The 17,895-nt window shown below is 63.9% G+C and carries 13 protein-coding genes; 2 read left to right on the top strand and 11 right to left on the bottom strand.

Translation table 11 applies throughout. The features are described 5' to 3' along the window. From MNBBLIKP_RS14725 to MNBBLIKP_RS14675, 11 genes are all read right to left on the bottom strand, one after another. Positions 1 to 671, bottom strand: a 671-nt coding sequence (locus MNBBLIKP_RS14725) for a 4-hydroxybenzoate octaprenyltransferase (RefSeq protein WP_088311028.1), incomplete at its 3' end; no start/stop codon positions are given. Between the two features lie 318 nt (positions 672 to 989). Continuing rightward, positions 990 to 2,099 carry a ThuA domain-containing protein gene (locus MNBBLIKP_RS14720; RefSeq protein ID WP_088311027.1) on the bottom strand — a complete coding sequence of 370 codons (1,110 nt, stop codon included), beginning with the start codon at positions 2,097 to 2,099 and terminating at the stop codon, positions 990 to 992. Then, a complete protein-coding gene (locus MNBBLIKP_RS14715; protein ID WP_088311026.1) occupies positions 2,099 to 3,790 on the bottom strand; it encodes a GMC oxidoreductase in 1,692 nt (563 codons plus the stop codon). Before MNBBLIKP_RS14715 ends, MNBBLIKP_RS14720 begins: the two co-directional genes overlap by 1 nt. A gap of 1 nt (position 3,791) precedes the next feature. After that, the gene (locus MNBBLIKP_RS14710; protein ID WP_088311025.1) at positions 3,792 to 4,409 is read right to left on the bottom strand and encodes a gluconate 2-dehydrogenase subunit 3 family protein; all 618 of its coding nucleotides are present in this window, start codon (positions 4,407 to 4,409) and stop codon (positions 3,792 to 3,794) included. After that, the gene (locus tag MNBBLIKP_RS14705; protein ID WP_088311024.1) at positions 4,409 to 5,266 is read right to left on the bottom strand and encodes a sugar phosphate isomerase/epimerase family protein; all 858 of its coding nucleotides are present in this window, start codon (positions 5,264 to 5,266) and stop codon (positions 4,409 to 4,411) included. Before MNBBLIKP_RS14705 ends, MNBBLIKP_RS14710 begins: the two co-directional genes overlap by 1 nt. Next, a complete protein-coding gene (locus MNBBLIKP_RS14700) occupies positions 5,263 to 6,552 on the bottom strand; it encodes an MFS transporter (protein ID WP_088311023.1) in 1,290 nt (429 codons plus the stop codon). Before MNBBLIKP_RS14700 ends, MNBBLIKP_RS14705 begins: the two co-directional genes overlap by 4 nt. Positions 6,553 to 6,678: 126 nt before the next feature. Beyond that, a complete protein-coding gene (locus MNBBLIKP_RS14695) occupies positions 6,679 to 10,014 on the bottom strand; it encodes a glycosyl hydrolase (protein WP_088311022.1) in 3,336 nt (1,111 codons plus the stop codon). A gap of 147 nt (positions 10,015 to 10,161) precedes the next feature. Continuing rightward, positions 10,162 to 11,085 (bottom strand): alpha/beta hydrolase, encoded by a 924-nt coding sequence (locus tag MNBBLIKP_RS14690; protein WP_140420619.1) that lies wholly within the window; start codon positions 11,083 to 11,085, stop codon positions 10,162 to 10,164. Between the two features lie 126 nt (positions 11,086 to 11,211). Beyond that, positions 11,212 to 13,578: a TonB-dependent receptor gene (locus tag MNBBLIKP_RS14685; protein WP_088311021.1), complete on the bottom strand. Its 2,367-nt coding sequence runs from the start codon at positions 13,576 to 13,578 to the stop codon at positions 11,212 to 11,214. 186 nt (positions 13,579 to 13,764) lie between these two features. After that, complete coding sequence (locus tag MNBBLIKP_RS14680) at positions 13,765 to 14,925, bottom strand: alpha/beta hydrolase family protein (RefSeq protein WP_088311020.1); 1,161 nt, start codon at positions 14,923 to 14,925, stop codon at positions 13,765 to 13,767. A gap of 3 nt (positions 14,926 to 14,928) precedes the next feature. After that, positions 14,929 to 15,831, bottom strand: coding sequence for a VOC family protein (locus tag MNBBLIKP_RS14675; RefSeq protein ID WP_088311019.1), 903 nt, complete (start codon positions 15,829 to 15,831; stop codon positions 14,929 to 14,931). Positions 15,832 to 16,092: 261 nt separating this feature from the next. On the opposite strand from MNBBLIKP_RS14675, the gene MNBBLIKP_RS14670 reads away from it, so the two are divergent. Both MNBBLIKP_RS14670 and MNBBLIKP_RS14665 read left to right on the top strand, forming a co-directional pair. Next, the gene (locus MNBBLIKP_RS14670; RefSeq protein ID WP_088311030.1) at positions 16,093 to 17,415 is read left to right on the top strand and encodes an MFS transporter; all 1,323 of its coding nucleotides are present in this window, start codon (positions 16,093 to 16,095) and stop codon (positions 17,413 to 17,415) included. 39 nt (positions 17,416 to 17,454) lie between these two features. Continuing rightward, positions 17,455 to 17,892 carry a hypothetical protein gene (locus tag MNBBLIKP_RS14665; RefSeq protein WP_088311018.1) on the top strand — a complete coding sequence of 146 codons (438 nt, stop codon included), beginning with the start codon at positions 17,455 to 17,457 and terminating at the stop codon, positions 17,890 to 17,892. Positions 17,893 to 17,895: the final 3 nt, after the last annotated feature.

Genomic DNA, 17,895 nt, shown 5'->3' with positions numbered 1-17,895 from the left:
CCCCGCACCCGCCCGCCCAGTGACAATGCAGAGGAGCCGATCCCGACCATGGCATCATCCTCGCGGTCCTGGCAGGCGTAGATCGTGTCATAGCCGATGCACCACAGCACTGCCCCGGCATAGAGCGCGGCCAGCACGTCCAGCCGGTCACCGCGCAGCGCGATCCATCCCACCGGCGCGCCCCAGGTGAAGACCAGCCCCAGCCAGACCTGCGGCCAGCCGGTGATCCGCTTCATGAAAGGATAGGCCGCGACCAGAGCCAGACTGCCCAGGGCGACCAGTTGCGCCTGCCAGCGCAGCTGCAACAGCACCGCCAGCCCGATCAGGCACAGCGCCAGCAGCCAGACCCACGCTGCGCGCTTGCTTACCGCGCCGCTTGCCACCGGGCGAGCCATGGTGCGGGCGACTTGCCGGTCCAGATCGGCATCGACAATATCGTTATAGACGCAGCCCGCGCCGCGCATCGCGATCGAGCCCAGCAGCAGCCAGCCCAGCAGGCCCCAGCGCCCCTCTCCCCCGGCCAGCAGCAGACCCCAGGCGGCGGGCCAGAACAGCAGCCACCAGCCAATCGGCCGGTCAAACCGGGCCAGCAGCGCAAAGTTACGCAGCGGCTGGGGTAGCCGCGCGACCAGCCCCTTGTGCTCCGAATCGGGGACCACCGCGCCCTCCATCGTTCAGCTGACTCCCGCCCGGACTGAACGACTGGACACACTGGACACGGTCCTGTGAAAATTTGTCACGCTGCGAAACACGGTGCCATGCTGGCCTGAAACGGTAGAGAAAATGGCGCGGATCATGTCCCGTCCATGCCACATTGCGGGCTTGTAGGACAGCGCTCAACATCGCGGGGAACGAGCCAATCCCGATCCCGCTCATCCTAAGCCTGTCGAAGGACCCTCGCGCGCACGCAGCCTCTCCGCAACAGGCGGGTGCTTCGACAAGCTCAGCATGAGCGGTCTTTTGAGCGTGTGACTAAGTACGCACGCGCCCTACCGGCAGTCCCCCTTGCCCGCCGCCCAGGCAATCGCATCACGCATCAGCGTGACGTTCTGGTCCTGTGCATAGGTCGCAGGCAGGTGTCCGATTGCGGAGTAGAACATCCGGCCCTTGCCCAGACACTGCGTCCAGGCGAGCGGGTGATCTGCGCCCATGTCCAGCGGTTCACCGAACCGGCTCACCCGGGTATAGGTGCTTTCATCCAGCGTCAGCAGCACATTCGCGCCCACCGCGCGCGGGTTGGTCTTGAAGGAATACCACTCATCGGTCATCCGCCACTCGGCCGGCAGATTCGCCGCCAGCGGGTGCTGCTTGTTCACCGCGATCCGGGCTTCCTGGAATTGCGGGTCCATCGGGTGCCCGGCAAAGCGCGCGCCGATCAGCTTGTCGGGATACCAATCCCAGAAATAGACCGGATCGCCCGCGCTGCCGTGCAGGCCGACAAAGCCGCCGCCGCTCTGCAGGAACTGCTGGAACGCCTTGCGCTGGCCCAGCGTCAGCACGTCGCCCGAAATGTTGTTCCAGATCACCGCATCGAACTGCGCCAATGTTCTGGCATTGAACGCCCCGCCCTTGTCAGTCACCGCCATCCGCCAGCCTTGGCGCTTGGCCATCGCGGTCAGGGCATCGCGCGCGGCGTTGACCGAAGGTTCGTCACGAAAGCCATTGATCTTGTCGAACAGCAACAGGCGCGGCCCCTTGCCCTTCGGCACAGTCAGCTTCGGCACCACACTGTCGTAGCGTTCACAGCGCGCGACTTTGTCGGCACCGGTTACCGGGATCGTGCGCAATTTCGCATCGAGCGCGGGGAGCTTGGACAGATCACCCCCAACGAAGGCCAATGCTTCCTTGATTGTCAGAATCGCAGCAAAAGTAGGGGCCTTGGTGCCAACAAAGATCGGCGGACCCTGGGTCGGATCCTTGCCGGTCACGTCCTGCACCGCCTGCTTCGCTGCCGGATTGAGCAGCAAGTCCACGAATGGCGTATCGATCGAATAGGGCGCATCGCGCAGCGGGCAATCGAGCAACGGCGCACCCTTGGCCTGGGCCATGCCGGGCAGAGCCAGCGCGGCGGCGGCGGCGAGAACGAACGAACGCAGCATCACAGCTGTCCTTCCTTGAGCAACTGCACCGCATGATCCGCCGCGCGGGCCGACAGCGCCATATAGGTCAGCGACGGGTTCTGGCACCCGGACGAGGTCATTGCCGAACCATCAGTGATGAACAGGTTGGCCACTTCGTGCGCCTGGTTGAACTTGTTCAGCACCGAGGTTTTGGGATCGAGCCCCATCCGCGCGCTGCCCATTTCGTGGATGCCAAGCCCCGGGGTGGCCGGTTCCTTGGTTTGCAGGATCACCTGTCCGCCGGCTGCTTCCAGCATGGCGCGGGCATCGTCGAAGATGTGCTTGATCATCGCCTTTTCATTGGGGCCGATCGCATATTCGACATGGGGAACGGGAATCCCCCACTTGTCCTTGCGCGTGGCGTGCAAGGTCATGCGGTTGTCCGGATTGGGCAAGACTTCGCCAAACCCGGCGATCATGGCCGTCCAGGGGCCCAGGGTATGGGCGCGGGCCTTGATTTCGGTGCCAACCACGCCGGGCTGGAGCGCCATCTGCCGCCAGCCGACGCGTGAAACGCCGCCCTGATAGCCAAAGCCGCGCACATAGCCGTCCGCCGCTTCGGTAACGTTGCGGAAGCGCGGGATGTAGATCCCGGTCGGGCGGCGGCCATGGTAATAACTGTCTTCCGGCCCGGGGAATGCCGCCACCGTGGCCAGCCCGTACATATGATCCATCAGATTGCGGCCAACCTGATCGGAACCATTGGCCAGCCCACGCGGGTTGGCCTCGTTGGCGGAATTGAGCAGGACCTGCGCCGAACCCAGCGTGGAAGCGTTGAGGAAAAACAGCTTCGCTTCGTAGGTACGCCCTTCATTGGTCTTGGCATCGATCACTTTGACCGAGGTGATCCGCCCGGTCTTGGGGTCCTGCACCAGCGAATGGACAATTGCATCAGTCACGATCGTCAGGTTGCCGGTGCGCTGCGCGGCGGGCAATGATGAGGTGAGGCTTGAATGCATCGCCCCGAACCGGCAGCCACGCTCGCAGATCGAACGCGCCTGACAGCTGGTGCGGCCCAGTTCTTCATGCTGCGGCTGCGCCTTGGACAGATTGGCAACCCGGCCCGAGATCACCTTGCGGCCGGGGAATTTCTGTTCGACCGAGGCTTTGAACTGCTTTTCGGCATCGTTGAGTTCGAAGGCGGGCAGGAATTTGCCATCGGGCAATTGTTCCAGCCCCTCATTCGAACCGGCAACGCCGATAAACTCTTCGATATGATCGTACCAGGGCTTGAGATCGGCATAGCGGATCGGCCAATCGACCCCGTGCCCGTCCTTGGCATTGGCGCCGAAATCGATGTCCGACAGGCGATATGTCTGCCGCCCCCACATTACTGACCGCCCGCCCAGGTGATCGCCCTTGATCCACGCGAACGGCTTGTCTTCGGGTGTGGACAGCGGCTGCTCGCTGTCTTTCGCGAAGAACTTGCTCGTAGCCGCACCAAAGGCATAGCACATCGACTGCATCGGCCAGTGTTCGGCCACTTCGGCTTCCGGCATCTGGTTGTTGTTGGGCAATTCCCACGGCATCAGGTGATCCATGTAATCCTTGGCCGGATCGATCATCTTGCCGCGTTCGATCACCAGCACTTTCAGGCCGCGTTCGGTAAGTTCCTTGGCGGCGATCCCGCCGCTCATCCCCGAACCGATTACAATTGCATCGAATGCCATGTCAGAATGCTCCGAAAGTGACGGCAGGTCTGGTTTTTGGGGTGACCTTGACCGAACTGGTCCAGCCGCCGGGGACGTGTTCGTAGGCCAGCTCGGTCGTCAGCGCGGCCTGGGTGGTGTAATAGGTCACCGCCGTCAGCTCCTTGAGCTTGTGATAGCCATTGTCGGCCACAGACACGGGTGGAACGAAGGGGTTGCCCTTGGGCGCATCGGAAGGCGGCGGCACTTCGACCAATGCGGCCTTGTCATGCGCGGCCAGAAAGGTCTGGCGCTCAGCCGGGGTCAGTTCGGTGAAGCCTTTCTCCTTGGCCTTGCGCGCGCCCGCATCGATCCGGTCGAGTGCGCCGGTCAGGGCCTCGCGGGTCTCGTCCGAAGCCCAGTCATGATACATCTGGGTCAGCACCTTGGGCACGCCCGCCGCGACCGCGCCGGGGGTGTCGGTCTGCGGGATCAGGGTATCGGCAAAGGCGGTCAGCAGCTTGAAATGCTCGGCAGACAGTTCCTTCCAGGCGGCGGAACCGCCCAGCTCCTTGCATCCGGGCAATGCGCTCGCCCCCAGCAGTACCAGCGCCCGGGCCATCAGGCCGCGCCGGTCCATCGCCAGCAATTCTTGCATCATCACTCTCCCTCCCAGCACGACCGGATATACCGGTGGCCTTCGCTGTAAACTTCCTGTTCCGAGGCGAACAACGGCCGCCAGATCCGGGTTGCGGCGGCCAGATCGGGCACCGATCCGCCGAACGCCTCGATCGTCAGCCACTCGTCGTAACCCAGCGCCTTGAGCGCGTGGATCGTCTCGGCAATCCGCGCCTGCCCCTTGCCGGGGACCCCGCGATCGTTCTCGCTGATGTGGACGTGCTTCAGCTGGCCCCGGTTCCACGCGGCGGTCACGGCGGCCACGCTGTCGCGCTCCTCGATATGGGCGTGGAACGTATCGAAATGGATGCCGATGCCCGGCTCGCCCAGCAGGTCGAGATAGGCGCTGGCCTGATCGACGGTGTTGAGCATGTAGCATTCAAACCGGTTGAGCACTTCGAGGGCGCAAGTCAGTCCGGCGGCCTGCGCGCGCGGAACGATCCGGCGGTGGACCTCTGCGCAGCGTTCCAGCTCGCCCTGGCTCGCGCCCGTGCCGCTGAACACGCCGAGCGGCTGATACCATGGCCCGGCCAGCACCTCTGCCCCCAGCGCCGCGCAGCAATCGACCACGCGGGCAAGGTGATCATGCCCGGCCTGCCGCGCGGCGCGATCGGTGCTGGTGGGATCGTGCGCGGGGTCGGGGATGGTGGTCGTGACGGTGCGCGCCAGCCCCAGATCGTCCAGCAGCTTGCCCAGCCGCGCGTAGTGGCCGGGATCGGAAGCGTCGAAAATCGGCACCTCGACCCCGTCGAACCCGGTTTCCTTGAGCGCGCGGAATTGCGGCGCAAGCTCTTCGGTGACGTGCCCGGTCCACAGCAGCAGGTTGATGCCGACTTTCATTTGGTCTTGCGGCCCCGCTCAAACAGCCAGACCGCGCCGAACACGAAGAACAGCACCACCGGGATCACCGCGACGGTGCGGAACGAGACTTCGGCGGCATGGGCCAGCACTTCGTGGAGCTGCGGCGAACCCTTGGCCAGCGCGGCAAAGCCATCCTGCCCGCCGGCTTTGGCCAGCTTGGCCTGATCATAGATCTGGCCAAGCTTGGGCAGCACGAAATAGATCGCCAGCGCGCCCGCAAAGCCGACCAGCCCGATCCCCCACGGCCCCGAACGCGGGAACCGGCGCGATACGGCGGCCAGCATGGTCGGCCACATGAAGCACACCCCGAAGGCCCATAGCGTCGCGGCGACCAGCGCGGTGACCGGGCTGTTGGCGGTGCTCAGCAGGTATAGCCCGATCGCGGCAGGCACGGTGCAGAACCACAGCAGGCCCATATCGGAAAAACGGTGTTCCAGCGGCCCGGCAAAGTGCCGCATCACGAACATGATCGCGCTGACATAGACCAGCACCAGGATCCCCGGCATGCCCACCGTCTCGCTGAGCGTCACGTCGACCCAGGCCCCCGGCGCCAGCTCGGTCGAGGCGGTCAGGAACATGATGGCGAAGAACACCCAGAAGAACGGGCGCTTGAACGGTTCGGCCAGCATTTCGTTGAAGCTGACCCCTTGCGCAGCACTTTCGGTTTGCGGGAAGTCCAGCCGCGAGGCCATCAGCGCCAGCGCGGCGCCGGGCAGGATCGGAATGGCAATCGCCACGCGCCAGTCAAAGGCGAACTGCTTGAACAGAACCACACTGGCCAGCCCGCCCAGGATCAGTCCGAACGGCCACCAGGCGTGCAGGCTGTTGAGCTTGCCAGTCTTGTCATCGGGATAGAGCGTGGTGATCAGCGGATTGACCGAGCCTTCGGTCGCGCCCCAGCCGAACCCCCAGATAACCATCGCCACGTTAAGCAGCAGATAGACCGAGCTGCCAGCCGAAGCCGAAGCCAGCACCAGCAGCGGCCCGGCCACGAAGCAGGCGGACGCGAACAGGATCACCTTTTTCGCGCCGATCCGGTCCAGCAGGGGCGAAATCACCAGCAGGCTGAGCGCGAAGCCGAGGAACGAACTGCCCAGCACGGTGCCGATCATCTCGCCCGAATGATCGGGGTCGATCGGATCGAGCAAGGCGGTCTGCATCGCTCCCGATGCCCCCACCCGCAGCGAATTGGCCAGCGCGGCAGTGAACAGCGCAAGCACGCTTGCCCAATAGATCGACCGGCGATTGTCGGCAGGTGCAGGCATCCCATTCTCCCCCGCGCGGCTTGATTCCGCGCTGTATCGCGCAAGGCTTATCAGGCCTTTTGGCGAGCGAACAGACAGGAATGGCAATTTCGATCCGGCAAATCCCAGCCTATCGATTTGCCGGGATCACCGCGCCTGCACCTGCACGGTCACCGGCCCGATCAGCCCGCTGGGGCGCAGCGGGGCATCAGGGCGATAGCCCGGCGCGGCCAGCCTGGCGACCGGCTGCGCGCCCGGCTGGACATCGCCGATCAGGCGGTTGACCCATTTGTTGGCAACTTTCACGGCCAGCGCATTGCGCCCCGGCCGCGCCGCCGACCCCAGATCGATCCGCCACGGCGCGCGCCACAGCCCGCCCAGCTTCTGCCCGTTGAGCCACACCTCGGCCACATCGCCCACGCGGCCCAGATCGAGCCATAGCGGATGGCCAGCCTTCCACCCCCTGGGCGTGGTCAACGTGGTTGAATAGCTCGCCACGCCAGAGAAATAGCGCACCCCGGCCTCACTGCTCTGATCGAGCGGAGTCAGGCGGTCCATCTTGACCATTGCCGGTGCGCCGCGTCCCGGCTGGAACAGCACCTGCCACGGCCCGGTCAACGCAGTCGGTGCGGCCAGCCCAGGCTGAGGCACTTTCGCCGAAGTTTCCGCCGTACCCGCGCGAAACACCACGAACAGGGCGTCATCGCGGTTCAGGCTGAGCGGGACCAGCGTTTCGCCGCCCTCTACCGTATAGCTCAGCGCGCTGGCCTTGCCGGTTTCGGCGTTCCACAATTCGGGCCGCTTGCCCGTGACCGGGAAGCGCGCGGTGACTTGCACCGTGTCGCCGGGGTTGGACACAAAGAACAGCCGCCCCCCGTCAAACCGCCGTTCGACATAGCGCAAGGCAGCGCCCGGCCCGTCAAACCGCAGCCCCGGCGCAATCCCCGCCTGGGTCAGGCCCGCATCCAGATCGGCCGTTGCGATCACCCGCCCCTTGCCACTGTCACCGCCCCACAGCGCATCGGCCAGCCGCGCGAATTCGGCGGTGTCATCGGCCTTGCTGGGGCTGCCGGCGGGCTTGTTCCCGATCAGCGTCAGCCCACCGCGCACCAGTGCACTCAACCGCCGCAAAGTCGGCAAGGTCATCTGGTGCGAGGTGCCGCCAAGATACAGCGCCTGATACCGCGCGCCTGCCGCGCTGACCAGTTCGGCCCCCTCCCCCGTCAACGCATCACCCAGCATCGCCGCATTGACGAAGTCATAGGCGTGGCGGCTGGGTAGCCCCGGTGGCGGCGCATCGGCGAACAGCGCGGTCACCGGCGCTTCCTCGCCAATGAACCACGCCACTTGCGCTGCATTATGGCCCTGCTGCAGCAGGTAGGACGTGCGTGCGAGGTAATCGACCCAGGGCCGAGCCAGCGGCGCCCAGGCCTCGTGGCGATTGAAATACTGCCCGAAGATCGCAAGCGAGAGCCCCGGCTGCAGATCGTCGCGCGGCTGGTGAACCGACGTGTGGATCACCGGGCGGTTGATCCCGCTGGCAAATTCCAGATCGATCACCGGCTTCAGGTCATGCGGGGCAAAATCCCACGGGGCGTTGACCGAAGTCATCGATTCCGCCGCAACGAACCGCTGGCCATAAACATGCGCAACCGACGCAGCGCCCTTCATGTCGCCGACCAGAGTGGAACGCACCTGCTGCCCCTTGGGCCAGGTCCACAACGCCGCCATCGGCACATCGGCATGGCGGCGCATGGCAAGGTCATCGCCCAGCACCGGACGCTTGTCTTCCAGCGCCTCACCATAGAGCGTCAGGCCCTGTTCGCGGGCAACCTTGGCGATGGTGGCATAGTGCTGATCGGCCATCAGATCGGCCAGGGTCTGCCGCCAGTCGAACAGGAAGCGCTCGCTTTGCGCGGGCGATCCGATCACTGTCCCGGCCAGCACCGGCAGCCATGGCCGCAGGTCATAACCGCGGCGGGCCTTGAATTCGGCCTCCATTCGCGGGGTCCAGTTGGCCTTGCCGACCTCGATACTATCGGTCAGCAACGCGCGCAGTCCGCGCTTGCCGATCATGGCATCGCCCACCACCGCGCGGTATTTGCCAAGGTACGTTTCCAGATAGCGCCGCACTGCCGCGCCATCGAATTTGTCTACTTCCAGCCCGGTCGCCTCGGCAGTGGCGGGGTGATTGGTCTTGCCGGTCAGTGACCAGCCAAACCGCAGCACTTGCCAGTCGCTGCCTTTCGGCGGAGTCCAGTCAAGCGCGCCATCGGTACCCACGCGGCCCGTCAGGTCGATCACCTGCGCGTCGGTCAGCCCGGCCGCGGCCGCGTCGTCATCGGCGATTGCGGTGTAATCGAGCACGGTCTCATACCCGGCCTTCTCCTCCACCCGCGCCACACGCGGCTGGGCGAACAGCTGCAGGTCGGCCAGCTGCACCGCGGTGAGCGGCCCCTTGCTGAAGAAATCAACCGCGATTGCGCCAGGCGCAGCGGCCAGCAGGTCCTGATTGCCGTGATCGCCGCTGTCCGACAGCCGCAGACGGAATTCGCGCGCGGTGGTGGTGGGGACGGACTGGGTAGTCGCCACGCTGGTGATCGGCACTTGCGCCAGCACCTTCCACCCCGCCCCGTCCCGCACGTCCAGATCGGCACGCAGCGGCGTTCCCCGGAACGGCGGTTTCAGCCCCGGAATGAACAAGCGCAGCGAACGCACGGTGACCGCCTGCGGATAGGTGATCGTCACGGACGCATTCAGATCGCTGCCAAGCGGCACTTTCGCGCCACTGGCAAAATCGGCATCGGCCAAGGCGGCAGCGGGCAAGGCAGTGCCATCGGCAAGGGCATAGCCGGGCAGGGGCAGCGGCTTGCCTGCCAAGGGCACGGCCAGCACCGCTACGAGCCCGCCCATTTGTGGCACCTTGGCCACATCGCCCGAAATACCCGGCAATTCTTCCGCGAATGGCACGTTCTGATAGGGTCCGGTCACTGCAGGCGGCGCGGCCAGCTTGCCCTTGAAACGCTTCCCGCCGGGCAGTCGCGTTTCGGCCCAGACCAGCTTTTTCATCCCGTCCTGCGGCGGCACCCACGGTCCGCCGGTTTCGGACCAGCCCGGCGACGCCGCGATCGCCAGTTCCAACCCGTGCCGGTCTGCCTCATGCACAGCAAACCGGAACGCGTCCTGCCATTCGGGCGTCATGTAGGAGAGCCGCTTTTCCACCACTTGCGGGGTACCCAGACTGGCATCGAAATTCTGCACCCCGCCAATCCCGACATCGGCCATCCAGCCAAGATCCTTGGCAATCCCGTCCCGGGTGACATTGCCATTCATCCAGTGCCACCACACCCGCGGGCGGGCTTCACCCGGCGGATTCTGGAATGCCGCATCGCTGGGCGCAGGCTCTTCGGCCAGAGCCGCCGGAGCGACCCCGGCGCTGGAGGCAAGCAGGGCTGCAAGCAGCACGGCTGAGCGAATGGTCATTGTCTTCTCTCCCGAAAAGTCCCGTCAGGCCCTGGGATCTGGCGATCCCGGGTGCCAACTTTCACCCCTGCGCGGCGTAGTCCTCCTCCAGCGCATGGACTTCGCGGGCACTGGCATCGGCAAACGGATCAGCTGAAAACGGAAGCGTCATTTCGCAGCCTTGGGTTTGAGGAAGCCTTGCATCGCCAGCCAGGCGGTGAACTGATCAATCAGCAGCGTGGTGGTGGTGCCCGGCTTGCCCAGACCAAAGCCGTGGTCACCGGTCTGATAGCCGTGGATCTCGACCGGACGCTTGGCGGCAAGCCAGCCCGCCGCAATCGGAAAACCCTTGGACGGGAACAGACCGTCATCCAGCGCAATCGCATCGAACAGCGGCGGGGCATCGGCTGGCACTGGCTCCGCGTCTTGCGGGCCATAGATGTAGCCGACGAAATCGGGCCGCTCGCCCGCCGGGGCATCCAGCGCGACCCGGCGCGAAGTCATCGCCCCGGCCGAAAAACCGATGATCCCGACGCGCCTGGGATCGATCCCCCACTTCGCGGCATTGGCGCGGACCATGGCCAGCGCGGTGCGGGCGTCTTCGGGGGCCTTGCTCTGCTTCAGCAGTTCGCCCTCCATCGGGTGGCCGATTTCCTTCATCAGCATTGCGCCCATGAACTTACCGGCCTCGGCCTCGGCCACCGGGGTCTGGATCAGGCGGTACTTCAGCACGAAAGCAGTGATCCCGCGCGCAGCCAGCGCACGGGCGACCTGCCAACCCTCGTGATCGATCGCCAGCCCCATGAATGCTCCACCCGGCGCGACCACCACCGCCGCGCCGTTTGCCTTGCCGCGCGCGGGCAGCACCGGGGTCAGCGTGGGTCGGGTAACGTTGCGCACGCCCAGCACTCTGCCGCCCATCAGCCCCCAGACCTCGCTGCTGGCCGAACCTGGGGTCTGGTCACCATACAGCGGGATCGCGCCCGGTTCGGCCGGGGCCTTGGTCGGCACTGATACCGGCTGTGCGGCGGCGCAAAGCGGCATGGCCAGCAGAGCCAGTGCGGCGACAATTCCGGGCACTCGCTTCATCATCACTCTCCCAATTGCACCGCTGCCCGTGCGATGATCGCTGCTGCCAGGCCGTGGCTGATCGTCGCCTGAAAACGAGAAAAGGGGCGACGCGCAGGTCACCCCTTCCCCCCTCATTCCAATCCAGACCTAGAAGTCGACCGACACCCGCACCCCGTAAGTGCGCGGCGCGCCGAACTGCCAGTTGAAGATATCGTCCGGACCAGCCGACACAAAGCTACCGTAAGTCAGCGGACGGTTGTTTTCCAGATTGCGGGCGAACCCCTGGACGGTGAATTTCCCGTTTTCGGGCTTGTAGGTCAGGCTGAGGTCGGATTGTGAGAATGCGCTCTGCCGGCCATCGCGGTTGTTGTAGAAATCGGTGAAATACGAACTCTTGAAAGTCGTATTGGCACTGGCAGTCAACGTGCCGGCGCTGCCCATGTCGAACACATGGTCATAGCCCATGGTGATCACCCATTGCGGCGAGAAAGCCGGACGGTTGCCCGCAAAGTTCGGCTGCTGCACGCCCGGCGTAGTCGGGTCGAGATCGCCCACGCCGTTCACGTCCGCCCCGGTGCCCGGCACGGTATAGACGTTGAACTGGGCCAGCAGCTGTTTGTATTCGGCGTTGAGATAGTTGACCGAAGCGTGGAAGTTGTCGTTGTCGCTCAGCTCAAAATCGGCCGACGCTTCGATGCCCCAGATCTTCGCCTTGCCAGCGTTGAAAGTCTGGCCGCCCACCGTGGTATCCAGCAGCACCGATACCTGCAGGTCCTTATAATCATAGTGGAACGCGCCAAGGTTGAACTGGTGCTGCCCGGCCGGACCGAAGCTTTGCTTCCAGCCAGCTTCGATCGCCGTATTGGTTTCCGGGCGATAAGCGCCAATCGAATCGAACCCGCCGGCCTTGAATCCGGTTGACGCCTTGATGAAGACCAGCGTGTCTGAATTGGGCTTGTAGTTCAGCCCCGCCAGCCAGGTGACTTTATCTTCCCGCGCAGGGTTGAGATTGAGCGTCACCAGATAACGCATCGCCGAGAACGCCTTGCGGGCCGGGCCTGCGTTGAACAGGGTCGAATCCGGCGGGCCTGCCCCGAACGGCGAGGCATTGCGATAGATCGCCTTGCGATCACTATCGGTATAGCGCAGGCCGCCCACGGCGGTCAGCGTTTCGCCCAGTGGCACTTCGACCTGACCGAACAGGGACCGGCTTTCGCTGGTCACGTCGCGGCCGAAATAGGACAGGAACGTGCCATTTGGACCGATCGGCAGCATGAACCCGCTTTCACGGTCCTGCTTTTCGCGGAAATAGAAGCCGCCGACCTGATAGATCACACCGCCGATCTGGCCGTTCAGGCGCAGTTCGTGGCTGTGGGTCCGGGCTTCATCCATAAAGGTGTAAGACCGGTACGAGATTGGCAGAGTGCGATAGCTGTCTTCGTCACCCGAATAGCTCCGGAACCCGCCAGTATAGGTCAGGGTTGCTGCATCGCTGATTTCATAGGCAATCCGGCCGCGCACCGCATAGGTATCTTCACCCACAACCCCCAGACCAAAGCCGGGGGCGGCGAAGTTGGCGCGATTGATCGTGGACAGGAAGTTGGTGTTGCGCGGCGAGCACAGGGTCTGGGTGTAAGCTGGTGCAACGCGCACATAGCCCGTGTTCAGGCATCCGGCCCCGCCACCATTGCCAGCGCCGTTGAGATCAACCGCAGCGAAAGCCTGCGGCGTGAATTCGCGGCGGGCATATTCGCCCGAAAGGCTGATCGACAGGGCGTCGGTCGGGTCAAGCCGCAGCGAGGCGCGACCACCCCAGGACTGATTGTCATCCGACCGGCCGCCGCCAAAAGCGGGGAACGGACCGAACGCGGCCCGGGCTGGATGGCTGACATAGCCGTCACGCTCTTCATAGAACCCGGCAACGCGCAGGCCGCCCATGCCGCTGAGCGGCAGATCGACGCCACCATCAAGGCGCAGTGCGTTGTAGTTGCCATAGCTGGCCGTGGCATTGATCCCGAAATCGTTACCGGCCTTGCGGGTAATGAAGTTGATCGCGCCGCCGGTCGAATTGCGGCCATAAAGCGTCCCCTGGGGACCGCGCAGCACTTCTACCCGGTCAATATCGAACATGGCGATGCCAAGGACGTTCGGACGGTTGACGTATTCCCCGTCAATATTGACCACCACCGAGGTGTCCTGGGCTTCATCGTTGGACGAGGTGCCGACGCCGCGAACCGTGACCTTGACGGTGCCCTGATCCTGGTTGAGCTGAACCACCGGAGATATCTTGGCGATATCATTCATCCCGCCAAAACCGGATGCGGCCAGCTGTTCCTGGCTGATCACGTCAATCGCGATCGGCACGTCGTTGACGTTCTGGGTGCGGTTCTGCGCGGTAACGACGATTTCGTTGGTGTCGGCTGCTTCGTCCGCAGCCTGCGCAAAGGCGGGCGCGGAAACGGCGAAACTGCAGGCACTGGCCAGCAGGACACGGCGGATGGTGTGCTTGGTCATGACAGGTATGTCCTCCCCTCAAAAGGATCGCAAATGATCACCCGTTGGCGAGTTGATCATATTAGAATGCTTAAAACTAGAATGCTGATTTCATATATCATAGCAGCAAAGTCAATCCCATCGCATCGATTGCGCAGATGACTTCGATATTGATTGATCGATAGGTTGGGCTGGCGCGCGCCGCTGTCAGCTTGCCGCGCCGCCCAAAGTCTCGGCGAACCAGTCGGCGATATAGTCCCGTCCGAACGCCATGTTGTCCGCCCCGACATGCTCAACCCCACCTTCGCGCGGGGTGAAGATCTTGAGTTCAGCGCGCGGACTGTTCACCAGTTGCTCGTAGGCCTGGTGGGCGTATTTGACGTTGATCTGACGATCATTTTCGCCGTGGGTGACCAGGAACGGCACCTTGATCCGGTCCATGTGGCCATTGAGGTTTATGTCCTTGGTCTTTTCGAAGAAGTCATCCATGTCGCTCGCGCCGAACACCCACATTACGTGGCCCCAGTAATGCGGCACGGGGTTTTCGCCCTCGCGCTGGAGACGGCCGTACTGGACCTCGTGCCAGTTGTGGTTCGCGCCCCAGCAGGCCCCGCTGGCAAAGCGCGGTTCATAGGCAACCGCGCGCGGGGCATAGTGCCCGCCAAGCGAGATCCCGGTCATGCCGATCTTGCTGGCATCAACTTCCGGCTGCTGTTCCAGCCAATCGACCGCCTTGCTGGCCCATTCTTCCGAATGCGCGGTGGCAGGCAAGCCATGCAGCCGGATCGCTTCGCCCGTGCCCGGCTGATCGACGCACAGCGTGGAAATCCCGCGCCGCGCCAGCGCATGGGGCAACCATGACCAGTACAGCAGCTCCTTGTTGCTATCGAGCCCGTTGCAATAGACCACTGCGGGCTTCTTGCCGTCACCGGGTGCACGAACCCACAGCGCCGACATCACCGCACCGTTACCGAGCGGAATTTCCACCCGTTCGCAATTGCGCTGACCCAGCGCCATGCCGCGATCGAAGCATTCGCGCGCCCGCTTGAACGCATCCAGCCGCCCGGGCGAACCATGCGCCTGCATCCGCTCGCCATTGAGCAGGTAGAGCGCGGCGCGTTCCAGCTTTTGCCCGGCAGAGAAATTGCGGCCCCTGGCTGCGTCCTCGTCCGCCAGCCCGATCAGCGTATCGGCCTTGGCCATCCACGCCTGCATGAACGCCTGCGTCCCCGCATCGGCGCTTTCCCCGGCCGCGCTTTTGGCGGCGGCGATCACATCGACCACTTCGCCCATCTGCGCCCCGCTTTCCATCGCGATCGCGACCGACAGGTTCCAGATGTAGTTCGGAAAGGGTTCAAACAGGGCCATCGATCAAGCCTCCACGGCAACAAACAGCCCGGGATTGGGCTCAGGATGCGGCATGGTCTGCGGGCCGCCCGTGCCGATCCCCCACTGGTCCATCACCAGGGGGGCGGGGGTGTAAACCACCGGCTGGTGGCTTTCGAAATCGACTTCCTCCAGCTCGGCGGTGTATTCGACTGCGAAGCCGCCGGGGGTGACAAAATAGCTGAAGGCATTGTCGCCCGCCGTGTGCCGCCCGGGCCCCCACTGGATCGGCGTACCCTTGACCTTGAGCCGGTGCCCGCCGCGCATCATGCCGTCGATCCCGGTCATATCATAGGCCACATGGTTGAGACACGGCGGCCCCGGCAGCAAGGCGATGCGGTGGTGCGCCGAATTGCAGCGCAGGAACACCATGAAATCGCCCAGCCAATCCGACACCTTGAAGCCCAGCACATCGACAAACCAGGCGACCAGCGCGTTGTGATCGGGTGAATGGAAAACGATATGACTGATCTTGACCGGCAGCCCTTCCCAGCGTTCAACCGGGCGAGAGGCGCCGCGCGCAACGTCGCTGGAAATCTCGAACTGCAGGCCATCCGGGTTGAAGCAGCGAAAGCCATAGCCGCCGCCCGGCGTGGTCAGATCGCGCGGTTCGTGGACGATCCGCCCGCCCGAAGCGCGGACCCGTTCGCACAATGCTTCAACATCGGCGCGGCTGTCCGCCGCCAGCGCCACCACGTCGATCCGGTTTGCGTCCGCCTGCCGCAGCCGGACCACGTGATGTTCATCATGCCCCGGTGCCTTGAACCAGGCCATGCCATCGTCCGAAGGCACGGGTTCCAGGCCCCAGCTGTCGGCATAGAAGGCACGTTCACCTTCAAGGTCAGTCACGCCATAGCCGACATAGCGGATTTCGGTAACGCGGCTCATCCCCAGTTCCTTATCTCATATGCGCCGCTGCGGCGACGCTGCTTGCAATGCCCCATAGCAGAGTGTGCGCAAGCGGCTCGCCAAAGAGGTGGAGCGTTCCTATCCATGCCCTCGATAGGTCGGCTGATCCTCGCCAAGCGGCTTGACGCGATCATCAGCCAATGAGAATACATGTTCTAATAAAATAGCAGCAAGTCAAGTTGCCAGGCAAACGCAGCCGCCATGGGGCGGCGCGCGGGGCCGCGAACCGGGAGAGCGGCCATGGCTGGAACCGCTAGGGCGCTGAGCCTGAAGGAACGCTTGAGCTATGGCTTTGGCGATATGGGCTTCAGCCTGCCCTACAATATGGCGAGCGGCTTTCTGCTGATGTACTATGTCAACGTGGTGCGGCTTCCCGCGGCGGCGGTGGGGACGATCTTTCTGGTCGCGCGGCTGCTCGACGCAGTGATCGATCTGATGGTCGGCGTATCGGTTGATCGCACCCGCACCCGCTGGGGACGCACCCGGCCCTATTTCCTGTTTTCTGCGCTGCCCTATGCTCTGGTTTCGGTGGCAGTATTCATGGTCCCGCCATGGGGCCAGACCGCCCAGCTGGTCTATGCTTTCCTGACCTTCAAGGCGCTGGGAATCCTGATGAGCCTTGGCGCGATTCCCTATACCGCGCTGATGCCAATGATGACCACAGACCAGTCCGAACGGCTAAAGCTGGGGGGAATGCGATCGATCGGCACGGCCGTATCCGTGGTGTTGGGCACGGCAGCAGTTCAGCCAATCCTGGCGCAGTTCGGCGGTGAAAACGATCCGAAAGGCTACCGCGTGGCGGCCGCACTGTTTGCGGTGATCGGCCTGTTCGCAATCACCGCGCTGTATCGCAATTGCCGGGAACGAGTGGTGGACGAAAGCCCGCCGCACTTTGCCCTGTTGCCTGAAATCGGCCGGATGCTGCGCAACCGGGCCTGGCTGGTCACCTTTCTCACTTGCCTGCTCTATTTCGTGCGGTTTGGCGGGATGATGGCGATAACGGTCTATTTCGCGATCGACGTGCTGCGCCAGCCGTGGCTGATATCGGTAATGCTGCCAGCGGTCGCGGGTATGCTGCTGCTGTCCGCCTTCGTAGCACCGGCGATCCTGACGCGAACCGGAATCCGGCTGGGCACGGCTGGCGCATTGGCAATTGCCGCTGCGCTGTTTGCCGTACTGCCCTTGCTGGAAGCAAGGCCACCGCTGTTCCTGGCTGTCTACATCATCGCGTGCCTCGCCAATTCGATCACCATTACATCGGCCTTTGCGATGATCGCGCAGACCGTCGATTTTCACGAACACCTGTTCGGCACGCGCAAGGAAGGACTGCTTTCTGCCGGGATCAGTCTGGCGACCAAGCTGGGCATGGCGGTGGGCACGGCCGGGATCGCCTTTATGCTGGCCGCCGCGCGGTATGATCCGGGGGCAGTCAGCGACCTGGCCAGAAGCATGATCCGCTGGTCCTATTACGGCGGGGTAATGGCCTTGCTGATCCTGCAGATCCTGGTCGTGCTCTGCTGGCCAGAGAGCAACCTGACCCGGCCCAAAGCCATAAAATCTTAATCATACCGGACATATGGCTCTCCCGACTGGAGGGGATCCATGCTGCTGATCGACGAGGTTGGAGGTGAACGGCTGGTGCGCGGCAAGGCCCCGCTGCTGCGACCCAGCATTACCGTCCGCGAACTGATCCATGCCCGGGTCGATCTGGAACTCGAAGCTGCCACCGATGCACTCGAAGCGCGATTGATAGCCGCGCGCGCAGCAGAAGAGGAAGCGGCCAACGGCCTTTCGGGCAGCCGTGAATGGCGGCTCAATGGCCCTGAGAAAGGGCTGCGCGCCACGTTGTTCACACCCTGCAAGACCGGCACCCTGCCTCAGCGCGAGCGCCTGTTGGACGCCGCGGAACAGGGCTTTCTCGACAACAGCTTCTTCGTCCTGCTCGATGATCGGCAGGCCGATAGCCTGGATCAGGTAATCGAACTCGACCGCACCGGCGAGGCGACCTTCCTGTTGCTGACCCCATTGCAGGGAGGATGATGC

The organism is Novosphingobium sp. B 225, assembly GCF_002198665.1.
Taxonomy (GTDB): Bacteria; Pseudomonadota; Alphaproteobacteria; order Sphingomonadales; family Sphingomonadaceae; genus Novosphingobium.
This window is presented reverse-complemented; position numbering and strand designations above follow the sequence as displayed.